At 63.6% G+C, this 9,541-nt stretch carries 15 protein-coding genes and 1 pseudogene; all 16 read right to left on the bottom strand.

Translation table 11 applies throughout. The features are described from left to right. Positions 1–100 precede the first annotated feature (100 nt). A complete protein-coding gene (locus QJT78_RS45175) occupies positions 101–961 on the bottom strand; it encodes a hypothetical protein (protein ID WP_028154072.1) in 861 nt (286 codons plus the stop codon). Continuing rightward, entirely contained in the window at positions 958–1,368 is a 411-nt protein-coding gene (locus QJT78_RS45180) for a hypothetical protein (protein ID WP_155258212.1), read from the bottom strand. Before QJT78_RS45180 ends, QJT78_RS45175 begins: the two co-directional genes overlap by 4 nt. Beyond that, a complete protein-coding gene (locus QJT78_RS45185; protein WP_028154074.1) occupies positions 1,353–2,114 on the bottom strand; it encodes a DNA N-6-adenine-methyltransferase in 762 nt (253 codons plus the stop codon). The genes QJT78_RS45180 and QJT78_RS45185 overlap by 16 nt, the downstream gene beginning before the upstream one ends. Beyond that, the gene (locus tag QJT78_RS45190) at positions 2,111–2,569 is read right to left on the bottom strand and encodes a hypothetical protein (protein ID WP_028154075.1); all 459 of its coding nucleotides are present in this window, start codon (positions 2,567–2,569) and stop codon (positions 2,111–2,113) included. The genes QJT78_RS45185 and QJT78_RS45190 overlap by 4 nt, the downstream gene beginning before the upstream one ends. After that, the gene (locus QJT78_RS45195; RefSeq protein WP_162137033.1) at positions 2,566–3,888 is read right to left on the bottom strand and encodes a hypothetical protein; all 1,323 of its coding nucleotides are present in this window, start codon (positions 3,886–3,888) and stop codon (positions 2,566–2,568) included. Before QJT78_RS45195 ends, QJT78_RS45190 begins: the two co-directional genes overlap by 4 nt. After that, positions 3,852–4,301, bottom strand: a complete 450-nt coding sequence (locus QJT78_RS45200) for a hypothetical protein (protein ID WP_281460652.1) — start codon at positions 4,299–4,301, stop codon at positions 3,852–3,854. Before QJT78_RS45200 ends, QJT78_RS45195 begins: the two co-directional genes overlap by 37 nt. Then, on the bottom strand, positions 4,298–5,122 hold the full coding sequence (locus QJT78_RS45205; RefSeq protein ID WP_080586764.1) for a protein phosphatase 2C domain-containing protein: 825 nt from the start codon (positions 5,120–5,122) through the stop codon (positions 4,298–4,300). The genes QJT78_RS45200 and QJT78_RS45205 overlap by 4 nt, the downstream gene beginning before the upstream one ends. 25 nt (positions 5,123–5,147) lie before the next feature. Then, positions 5,148–5,900, bottom strand: a complete 753-nt coding sequence (locus QJT78_RS45210; RefSeq protein ID WP_157791217.1) for a hypothetical protein — start codon at positions 5,898–5,900, stop codon at positions 5,148–5,150. Positions 5,901–5,929: 29 nt separating this feature from the next. Next, positions 5,930–6,808 carry a hypothetical protein gene (locus QJT78_RS45215; RefSeq protein WP_038944889.1) on the bottom strand — a complete coding sequence of 293 codons (879 nt, stop codon included), beginning with the start codon at positions 6,806–6,808 and terminating at the stop codon, positions 5,930–5,932. A gap of 30 nt (positions 6,809–6,838) precedes the next feature. Next, positions 6,839–7,252 (bottom strand): hypothetical protein, encoded by a 414-nt coding sequence (locus QJT78_RS45220; RefSeq protein WP_038944888.1) that lies wholly within the window; start codon positions 7,250–7,252, stop codon positions 6,839–6,841. Next, a complete protein-coding gene (locus QJT78_RS45225) occupies positions 7,245–7,583 on the bottom strand; it encodes a hypothetical protein (protein WP_157790124.1) in 339 nt (112 codons plus the stop codon). Before QJT78_RS45225 ends, QJT78_RS45220 begins: the two co-directional genes overlap by 8 nt. Continuing rightward, positions 7,580–8,065 (bottom strand): zinc-finger-containing protein, encoded by a 486-nt coding sequence (locus tag QJT78_RS45230; RefSeq protein WP_049807944.1) that lies wholly within the window; start codon positions 8,063–8,065, stop codon positions 7,580–7,582. The genes QJT78_RS45225 and QJT78_RS45230 overlap by 4 nt, the downstream gene beginning before the upstream one ends. Continuing rightward, complete coding sequence (locus tag QJT78_RS45235) at positions 8,062–8,280, bottom strand: hypothetical protein (RefSeq protein ID WP_038944884.1); 219 nt, start codon at positions 8,278–8,280, stop codon at positions 8,062–8,064. Before QJT78_RS45235 ends, QJT78_RS45230 begins: the two co-directional genes overlap by 4 nt. Further along, the gene (locus tag QJT78_RS45240; protein ID WP_038944883.1) at positions 8,277–9,032 is read right to left on the bottom strand and encodes a hypothetical protein; all 756 of its coding nucleotides are present in this window, start codon (positions 9,030–9,032) and stop codon (positions 8,277–8,279) included. Before QJT78_RS45240 ends, QJT78_RS45235 begins: the two co-directional genes overlap by 4 nt. Before the next feature lie 115 nt (positions 9,033–9,147). After that, positions 9,148–9,351 carry a hypothetical protein gene (locus QJT78_RS45245; RefSeq protein WP_157791216.1) on the bottom strand — a complete coding sequence of 68 codons (204 nt, stop codon included), beginning with the start codon at positions 9,349–9,351 and terminating at the stop codon, positions 9,148–9,150. Next, a pseudogene (locus QJT78_RS45250) lies at positions 9,348–9,541 on the bottom strand (phosphoribosylanthranilate isomerase); the annotation flags it as partial. The pseudogene QJT78_RS45250 and the gene QJT78_RS45245, both read right to left, overlap by 4 nt.

Below are 9,541 nucleotides of genomic sequence, written 5' to 3' on the forward strand. Positions count from 1 at the left end.
GTCGAGTAGAGGGTGCCGCCACGAATCTCGTGCCAGCCGATCTCGACCACTTCGTCGGTCGCTTCCTTCCCGGTCGTCTCGACGTCACAACAGCGGATGATCATTCGCGGTTCGCTTTCTGGCGCGCAAGTCGTGCGTCCATGACGAGTTGCTTGTCTTCGACGAGCTCGTAGAGCGCGTTGTAATTCCATTTCGTATCTCGGAAGACGCGACCGTCATCATGCTCGCTGGAAAGGTACGGAAGGATATCGGCCAAGATCTCCTTGTCCTGATCGGTCTCCAGCTTGTAGCGGTCGATCGCGTATCGGACGCGATAGAATCCCTCGGACCAGTCGCCGCGGGTGTCCTCCATCGCGAGGGCAAGATCGAGCCGCTTGTCGCGGCCGCGCAATTCCTTCAGGACATCGCTCCACTCGGCGTCATCCTTCAGGCCGTAGCGCAGGATGATCTTGGCAAACTCGATGTTCTCGAGCCGCTCGGATCGCCGGCGCTGCTCCACCGCCTCAGCCTCTTCGCGGGCGATGTCATCAGCGCGTGCCGCCTCAGAAGCGAAGGCGTCGTATTTCACCTTCAGCCCGTTGTAAGTCACTGTTGCAGATGCGAAGCCGTCGTCGATCGGGACCGACCGCTTGATGTCCCCGATGTAGCCGGCCTCGTTGGTGATCGTGCGTCGAAAACTACGAGGGTTCTTCGTCTGGAAGGACTTCGGCATGCCGACCTTCGACATGAAGATCTCGATATCGGCCCGAACCAGCTTGTTGTTCTCGATCGCCGCGGCGTTGCGCTCGTGCGCCTCGACGTCCTTCTTACGCGCGGCTTCCAGTGCTTCGGTGGCATGAGCCGCGACGCGCTTTGGCGTCGGCTCACCGAAGCGAATATAGCTGGCGTATGACTGCGGGCTCGCCATGCAGCCGCTGACGGCACCACACTGCTCGACCGGCATGATCTTTCGATCCGTCATGACTGCGCCGGCTCCTGCATGAGCTCTTCCATGATGTAAACCATGGCAGCCAAGACGCTCCGAAACTTCAGCGTTTCGCGCGGGTGAGGTCGGTGCGGATCCCAGCGCTCGTCGAAGACGACGACGTTGCCCGGCTCACCGCGGATACGGAAGGCCCGTTCGCGGTCACGGTCGGTCGCGCTCGTTGATCCCTCGGGGTGAGCAGCCTGCCATGCCGATGCCTTGCCGGGGCACATTTGCGCAAAGACGTCCCAATGACCGTGGTTGCGGTTGCCAACCGAGAAGCCGAGCGGAAAGAACGGCTGTGCGGCATCAAAGAAGTGCTTCTCGGCAGTCGCTTCGCGGGCACGCATCTCGGCAAAGTTGAATTTCTCGTCCAGAGTGAAATCGCTCATGCTGCGTTCCATTGTCCGCGGCTGACCCTGACGCCGGCGCCTTCCTGGAGCACCTGCCGGATCTTGGCCTGGTAGTTGGGGTTGCCGGCCGTCTTGGGATGGCCGGCGAAGGCCCGGTAGATATCGGCGAGCGCGACGGGGCCGCGCTGGCGCCGCAGCCAAGCGGCGATCGCCTCGCGCCAGGTCGGCGCCAGAGCCAGGGCAACGACGCTCCGCGGCAGCCGGAGAGGCACGAATTGGCCGCAGGCGGCGTCGAGGCCGGCGAGGGTATCGGCGGCGCGGACGCCATAGGCGCACAGCACGGATGGAGCGCCGGAGTTCGCCGGCTTGCCGTCGTCGCGCTGAACCGGAGTCCCGTCGGGCTTGAGGAAGTCGAGGCGGCCGCGCCAGAACAGCACGGCGCTGGCGTGATCCCAGACGTAGCGGAAGAACGTCGTCGTCTCGGTGCGGGCAAAAATCAGAGCGATGCCGCGGTCGTGCTCGGCCATCCTGGCCATGAACTGCCTCAGCAGAGCGCGGGAATACGGCGCGTTGCACCAGACGTTCCCAAACCACGGCAGCAGCAGACCGTTCTCCCGGACCGTGTAATGCTGCCGTGCGGTCGGCCATGGCTGGTCGATCGAGGCGCAGGGATCGAGGTCGAAGGACTGCCAGCCGCCGAGGAGCTCGAGCAGCCAGGGCGGCGTCAGCCAAACGTCTGTACGGACGCGGCGCGGAGTCTGGTGACCGCCGATGCCGGCGAAGAGGGGGGCTGTCATCCGATGCGGCCCTCCCGCAGCGGCTGAAGGCGCGCCGAGATGCTGTTGACCAATTCGACTCGAGACTTCTCCGGGACTTCCTTCACGTAAGCGGCGAGAACCGTCATGCAGGCAATGGCAATCTCCTTCGCGTCGCAGGCGGCATCATTCCCTTCGCCATAGTGTTGAATGATCGTCTGATTGAACTTGACCGCGAGCTCGATCATGGAAGCGCCGTCATCCGGAACTGCCATCCAGGGGTTCATGCAGCAGTCGGCTATATAGGCCGGGATGTCCGGCCTGTTCGGCGGACAACCGATCGAGACAATTCCTTCGCCCGAGTCATCGTCGACCATCAGCCACATGTCGACCTTGCCACCCGGCGCCGACGGGTTATCGATTGTCCGATGGAAGACAGGGCGCCAGTTGAGCCGGGCAAGCTTCGCGATCAGGCGACCGAACTTACGTTTCCTCATGGCGCCATCCTCAACTGCCAGACGGCACTGTCGGCGATGTAGACGATGCGGTCGCCCCAGCGAGCCAGCTTCATCGCGGTGTTGACGCCGGTATCGCGGACTTTGTTCACGTTGCCGTTGGTAGGCACGAACACCGTGAGCTCGAAGTCGGTGGTGATCGTCGCCGCGACGCCGCGCGGCAGGATCGCCATGTTGAGGTCGGGCCCGTCGGCCGGGCCGGTCCACGCCTGATAGGTTCGCATCGCCTTGTCGAAGGTGATCTCGATGCGCTGGTGCGTGCCATCGCGCCGGTCGAGGACAGTGAAGGCAGCGAAGCGGCCGCATGCCTTGCCCGATACCACGGCGAAGCCGTCGAGCTCGGGCGTCCGGACGATCGACATGCCGGCGGTGTGCGGCAGGATGACGAAGGCATTCCCCAGCACATCCTGGACCGCGACGTCGTCCAGCCAGGTGATAGCCCTTTCCATCACCACCCAATGCCGGCCCGGCGTCAGCATCGGCCGGCCGAGATCGTGGAGATCGAGCTCGACTATGCTCTGGTGGGTCACGCCAAACAGCGTTTCGCCGGCGCGGAAGATTCTGCGCAGCGCCAGCGGCACATTGATCCGGAAGATGTTGCCATCGCCGGCGAAATGCTCGACGCGGATCTCGACGCCGTCGTCGGATGCGACGAGCCACCCGTTCCCGACCCGAACGACCTCGACATCGCCGGGCATCGGAACCCCGATCTCTCGACCAGTTGCCAGGTCGACGAGATCTCCGGAGGCGAGAAGGGCGGCACCATTTGCCCAGATGCGGACGACGGGATCGCCGGCGCGCGCGAAGAGCCTCTCGAAGATCAGCGCGCCGGCGGTCGCCGTGGTGACCGCGCGCATGATCTGCGCCGTCTTTGCCGGTTTGCCCTTCGCCGTAGGCGCCGGCGGTGTGTTGCGCTTGCCGACCTGGAATGTGGTCTGGAACCAGTCGAGGAGGGGGCCTGGGATGCAGGCAAAGTCGCGGACCGACAGCGGAAGCTTCGCTCGCTTGTCGAAGACCGAGGCGCCATCCTTCATCCGTTGAACGAGGTCGCCCGGCTTGTAGCCCTCGATGCGACCCTTGAAGGGGTGGATGCCGGTGAAGATCTGGAAAGCCACGATGCCCCAGGCAAACCAATCTGTCGCCTCGGTGAATTGCTGCGCGCTCCAGTCCCGGATGGACGGCATGATGACCGTCGCCGGCCAGCGCCCGATCGCCCAGGAGTCGACGTCAATCACGGCGGCCGTCGGCGCGGAGCCGCGGTTGATCATCGCCAGCCAATTGAGCTCGTTGGCGTCAACCAACAGCGCTTTCTTGCTGTGGGCGTATTGCACAATCTCGAACATGGACTGGGAGAGGGCGATGGCGTCGGCGTCGCCGAAGCCGGTTCGGCGCGGAAGTCAGAGACGAACACCCGCGACATCGGCTCGCCGCCGGCGATGAACGGCATGTAGAAGCCGATCGGCTTCTTTCCGGCGTCCAGCACCAGGCCCTGCGGCGCCACGATTCCGGAATGCTTGAGCCCGGCGAGAAGCTTGATCTTCTCCGCGACGCCGTCCCGCGCCATCTTTGCGGTGTCGGTGTAGAGCTTTACGCCTGTTTGGCCGGTCCGGTATATCGCGCCCTCACCACCCGACGCGACGTAATCGGCCTCGCGCAGCGTGACCACACCGCGTCCCTCGAGGGTGACCTCAAATGAGCCCCTGCGCGCCATCATGCCGCCTCGTGATCGATGTGGATGCAGGCCATCGCGATGTCGTCGATTGGGCCTTTGCCGTGCGCCTGGCAGTCCTTGAGGAAGCGGAGCATGCGGCGCTTCACGAACGCGCCCCCGGTCGACTTGAAGGACATCAGCGCCGTGACGACGTCGCGCCAGTCCATGCCGTCAACCTGGGTGACGCCGTCCGAGAAGACAGCGATGTGGCTATACCCTCGGACATCATGGTCGATGCAACTGCCGACGATGCCGTCTTCCACCGTCAGCGGAATGACAAGTTCCACTGGATCTCCACCGGGTGAGAATACGTGTTGGGAATAGGCTTGAGCCGTCTTTCCGCCGTGTGCCGCGATGAACTGCTGGTAATCGTCGGCGCGTTCATAGGCACGGTAGACCGGCATGTTGCCTGCCCACTCGATGCGGTTCATGACCAAGCGACCGTCGCGGGTGACGGCCGCAGCAACACCATCGCCGACGATTCTCGACATAGCCTTGTCGCCCCAGATCGCGACATAGAGGCTAGTCGCAAGCATGTCCTCCGGTTCGAGATAGAGCGCCATCATAGCTCGTTGATCTCGCTGGTGACTCCGAAGGTCGATGGATCGCTCGTCAAGAAACGGGTTTTCGAGGAGGGAGATCATCGTCGAGTGCGCGACGACACGAGCGCCAACGTCCGTCCGTCCTCCGCTCGAACAGCCATCGGAGACGACCGCGCCGGCAAAAGTTGGATAAGTTTTGGAGATGGCATAGTCTTGGCACGGCAAGCCGCCGCGGAGATGCTGCGATCCGATATGGAAGGCGTGGTCGGCTGTGAATCGCATTTGGGGTCTCCGCGGCGGGTTTGGTTCAGATGGTGGCGGCGATCGACTGGCTCGGACCGCCGGTGCCCAGCGCCTGCGACGTGCTCGAGACCGACTGCGACACGAATGCCGCCAGCTTCGCGAGCTTGCCCTTGGTGACGTCGCCGGCGTCGATGAACTGGGTGATGCCGGCTTCCCGTCGGAAGCGGTCCAGAGCCGCGGCGCAATGCGCGGCGTTGATCCCGATCAGCACGCTGACGTGGCTCTCGAGGAATTCCTCCTTCTTGGCGCGATCGATTTCGGCCCTGATCATCGCCGGCGATGCAGCGCCGCCGGTATCTTCGCCATCGGTGATGGTGAAGCTGATGCCGTTCGCGTTGAACTCCTGGTCAAACAGCATCCTGGCGTAGGAGAAGGTCGCACCGACGCCGACATAGCAGGCGTCGAACAGCGGCGTGCCGCCGCCAGCGTGCAGTTGGTCGTAAGCGCCGTGGTCGATACTGGCGAGCGGTATGAAGCCGTGAACCTCGTTGATGCCGCCGGGATACGAGGTGCTGAAGGCGGCGACGCGAACGAGCAGGTTATCCGAGCGCGGCGACTTCGCGCAGGCGCCGACCGACTCCTTGATCATCGCGATCAGGTCAGCGAGGAACGGAGAGACCGAACCGCTCATGTCGACCTCGATGTCGACGAGTGTGTACTCGGTGGCGCCGAGCCCTTCGATGCGGGCGCCGGTGAACGAGAAGTTGTTGCCAAGGGCGTGGGTCTCGACATCGGCGGATTGGTCCAAACGAGGCATGGTGTCTCCTTTTCTGAAGCGGTGGGGTGTCAGCGCAGAAAGTCGTCGGCCGTGGTCAGCACCAGGCCGCGCGCTTCCATGTCCTTGAGGAACTGGCCGGCGATCGCGGGAAAGTCCGGGCTGCCGGGTGTCGGCGGTACCGGCGACATGCAGTCCGTCAGGATGTGGATCTTCTTCAGGTGCGCGTCGCCGATGTTGTCGACGATCTGTCGGATCGTGGTGGCGACGCAGTGCGAGGATGCCTCGCCGGCGATCCCGATAACGTCCGCCTCCTGGAGCACACTGAGGAAGCCGCCGTTCAACTGGGTGGACGGGTCGGCAGGATCCGGCACCTCCGCCATCAACGCCCCGTAGTGCTCTGTGAAAGTGTTGGTGCCCTTTGTGACGAAGTCGATGGTCGCGAAGTTTTCGCGCTCCCAGTCGGCGAGAGGGACGCGGAGCTCGTCGACAACGTTGTGACCCCAGCTGCCGATCAGGCAATGCTCCGGCCAGATCATCAGCACGAACTTGCCGGCGGCCTCGAGCGCGGCGGTGTAGTCGAGCATCCGCTGGCGGAAGGACTCATTGCGGGGAGCCCACATGCCGGACTTGATGTCGGCGTTGCTGATCATGGTGAACGGCGCCGGGCGCTTGCCGTCCTGGCCGCGCCAGAAGCCGGGGTGCGCGACGTCGACGACGCGGTGAGAATCGAGGGTGACGTGGATATCGTTGAGCCGGCGGCCGACGCGCTTCAGCATGCTGGCGACCCGCCGCATGTCGTCGAGCGCGCCAGGCACGGGCAGGGTGGACCGGTAAAGGGTGCCGTCCGGCATGGTGGCGCCAACCCAGCCGCTGCCGTCGTGCTTGATATCCATGAAGTCGTTCTGGGGATCGATGATGACGAGATCGGCCTTGATGGTCTTGCGCATGGTGAAGCCTCCTGTTGTTGGTGGTGTCGACTAATCGAAGTCGTAGTCGTCGTCGTCCGGGGGATCGTCGAGAGTGTCTTCGTGCTCCGCCATTTCGGCTGCGAGTTCTTCGTTCTGTTTCTTCACGCAGGCGCCACAGACGCGATAGATCCGGCCCGACATGCCTTCTTCGAAGTCGCGGCGATCGCGGAGATCGTCGGCGGGGTTCTTGCACCACTCGCAGGTGCCCTTGCGATGCTCGGCGGCCTCCGGCGAGTTTTTCCACGCGATGTGTTGATCCAGGCATTCCTGGCACATGTCGTTCATCTCGCTGCCCATGGAGTCCGTCTCTCCCTGGATGCGCGCGATAGCAGGCCGATCGCCGTGCTGGTCGCACATCTGGCCCTTCGGGACGGAGTGTCTGGCACCAGGCAGGGTCGAGATCGGACCGGTGACGTCAGCCATTGGCGTCTCCCCGGATGGCCGCGATGGTATCCTTCGCCGCGCCGGCGACCGCGCGCGCCAACTGCTCCTTATCGGCTCGGCCGGCGAGATTGAGGACTTCGACCAAGCCGTCATGAGCTTCGCGAGCGAGCTCGGTCACGACTTCCGCTTGGCGACCGGCTCTCAGGATCTCGGAGAGGTAACCGCTGGGGTCGTTCTCCCGGAGCAAGCGCGCCACTTCCTCTGCGTTACGCGAGGCGATTTGAGCGGCCGCCTCGAAGTGCGCTATCTTCCGGTGCGCTGCCATCACGGCCTTGACGATCTCGGCCTCTTTCGGGGTCATCATGCTCATGCTGCCTGCTCCCGCTGTTGCTTCCGGGCGTCGTGCCACTTCCTCACCATCGGATAGGTGATCCCGCGCAGTGCCTCGGTGGCCTGCCGGCATTGCTCCACGGTGAACCTCCCGGTGTGGCAGTGCTCGCGAGCGAGCCCCATCTTCTCCGCCAAGAAGCCGTAGAGCCGGCCCCGCGCCGCCTTGCGGATCTTGCTGGCCGACCTCGGGCCATCGACGTTGGCGTAGCCGCCGGTCTTGTCCGCGTTCTTCCAGAGAGGATCGAAGACCTGGTCATGGAATTGCGACCGCGCTTTCCTTGTCGCGGCGTCGGCCGGCACGCCGAGGCTTTTGGTCGTGTTCGGATGGCAGCCGCAGTAAGACTTGCAGCGGTCGCAGATGTAGATGGGCTTCGTCCGGAGATCCGGCCGGCGCGGATAGATCTCGGCGCCGTTGGTGAGCCGAGCCGGGACCGCGCAGCAAAGCGGAGGAGTTTCCTTCATAGTTTCCCCATCATCGCTAGGATGCCAACAACGATCAGGGCTACGAGAATGAAGGCGGCGACGAACACCCAGAACCAGATGAAGAGCATAACAGGCCATGCGAACAGCCAAACCAGTGTCCATGCCGACGACCAGTCAAAGTGCGCGCCCACAAAGAAGACGTGACAGAGCGCGCCAATGCCCAGATAGATCGCAATGCGGAAGAGTCCGATCATGCTGCCTGCGCCTCCGGAGCGTCGATGTTGGCGTTGACGACGCGAAAGCCCAGCGCGACGACCTCGGGATTTGCATCCCAGGACTCCTCGCCGTGAAGATGCTTCCAGAGCTCGCCGAAAGCCTCCTTCCCGATCCAACCCTCGTTCTCACGGAACGGATGGCAGAAGATGCGGCCGTCGGGATCGCGCTCGCCGTATGGGATCAGGCCCTCGTAGAAACAGTCGTCATCGCTGATTGATTGTAGCCGCTCGATCTTGGTCTCCTTGACCAGCAGCGTGATGCGAGATCCCCAGCGCGGCAGGTGCATGGAAGCGCGCCGGCGCCCGGCCCAGTCCGGGAAGGTGCCGGGCTTGGACGATGGGTAATTCAGATCTGGAGTCCAGCCTCCGTCTGCATTCCCCATCGAGCCGCCAGCGGTGAAAATGATGGTGCATTTCCGCTCCGGTAATTCGGTCGGCTTCTTGGTTTCATGGGTCTTGCCAACACGCCATTCCTCGCGCACCCACAGGCGATCGCCAGGCTTCACCTTCTGCCACGGCGTCGGCGGCCACCCGATCCGGTGATCCAGGTCATCGCGGCCGCTGACTTTCCAGCCGCGGCGCCGCAGCTTGGGAGCCTGAGCGTCCTGATCATCCTCAGGGTCATAAAAACTGACCGGATCTTTCCACGCCAGCCGTCGCGTCATCAGCTTGCGCCCGGCCAGCAGAGCCAGGACCATCGCGGTTGAGAACATGATCGGGATATCGGTCATCGTTGCCACCGCGAGATGTGCCACGGCGCCGGCGGCGGATCGCCAGCCACGCGCTGTAAGACGAAGGCGGCGCAACAAGCCGCGGCTGTAATGATGAGGGCGGCGAGGAGTCGCATCAGTGTGCGCCCCCATTCTCGCTCTTGAATTTCTGAAGAAGCGCCCATGCCTCCGCTATAAACAAACACCCTCGCTCGAACGAGAAGGCGCCCGTTGCGAAGATCTCGCCATCTGCGTTGTATAGTCGGAACTGAAGATTGCCGTGCTCGCAAATTCCAATGCCCATGGAATCTGCAGCCTGCGGCGAATTCTGATCAGTCATGAGCCGCCTCCGAACACGGCTTCGCAGACGGCGCGGCACTTCTCGATGTCGAACCGGTCGTCGGTCCGGACTCCGCTCTCCATGTCGATCCAGTAGCGACCGGTGGTCTGCTCGAGCACCGACATGACGCCGTGGATGTTCTCGGGCGAGATGCCGCCGGCATAGCCGACGAGCCTGTCGCCGCCGGGGT

Source organism: Bradyrhizobium sp. Mp27 (genome assembly GCF_029953005.1).
Classification (GTDB): Bacteria; Pseudomonadota; Alphaproteobacteria; order Rhizobiales; family Xanthobacteraceae; genus Bradyrhizobium; species Bradyrhizobium barranii.

Coding starts and splice junctions, on each gene's coding strand:
- QJT78_RS45175 (WP_028154072.1), bottom strand. CDS start 961: ATGACGGATCGAAAGATCATGCCGGTCGAGCAGTGTGGTGCCGTCAGC.
- QJT78_RS45180 (WP_155258212.1), bottom strand. CDS start 1,368: ATGGAACGCAGCATGAGCGATTTCACTCTGGACGAGAAATTCAACTTT.
- QJT78_RS45185 (WP_028154074.1), bottom strand. CDS start 2,114: ATGACAGCCCCCCTCTTCGCCGGCATCGGCGGTCACCAGACTCCGCGC.
- QJT78_RS45190 (WP_028154075.1), bottom strand. CDS start 2,569: ATGAGGAAACGTAAGTTCGGTCGCCTGATCGCGAAGCTTGCCCGGCTC.
- QJT78_RS45200 (WP_281460652.1), bottom strand. CDS start 4,301: ATGATGGCGCGCAGGGGCTCATTTGAGGTCACCCTCGAGGGACGCGGT.
- QJT78_RS45205 (WP_080586764.1), bottom strand. CDS start 5,122: ATGCGATTCACAGCCGACCACGCCTTCCATATCGGATCGCAGCATCTC.
- QJT78_RS45210 (WP_157791217.1), bottom strand. CDS start 5,900: ATGCCTCGTTTGGACCAATCCGCCGATGTCGAGACCCACGCCCTTGGC.
- QJT78_RS45215 (WP_038944889.1), bottom strand. CDS start 6,808: ATGCGCAAGACCATCAAGGCCGATCTCGTCATCATCGATCCCCAGAAC.
- QJT78_RS45220 (WP_038944888.1), bottom strand. CDS start 7,252: ATGGCTGACGTCACCGGTCCGATCTCGACCCTGCCTGGTGCCAGACAC.
- QJT78_RS45225 (WP_157790124.1), bottom strand. CDS start 7,583: ATGAGCATGATGACCCCGAAAGAGGCCGAGATCGTCAAGGCCGTGATG.
- QJT78_RS45230 (WP_049807944.1), bottom strand. CDS start 8,065: ATGAAGGAAACTCCTCCGCTTTGCTGCGCGGTCCCGGCTCGGCTCACC.
- QJT78_RS45235 (WP_038944884.1), bottom strand. CDS start 8,280: ATGATCGGACTCTTCCGCATTGCGATCTATCTGGGCATTGGCGCGCTC.
- QJT78_RS45240 (WP_038944883.1), bottom strand. CDS start 9,032: ATGACCGATATCCCGATCATGTTCTCAACCGCGATGGTCCTGGCTCTG.
- QJT78_RS45245 (WP_157791216.1), bottom strand. CDS start 9,351: ATGACTGATCAGAATTCGCCGCAGGCTGCAGATTCCATGGGCATTGGA.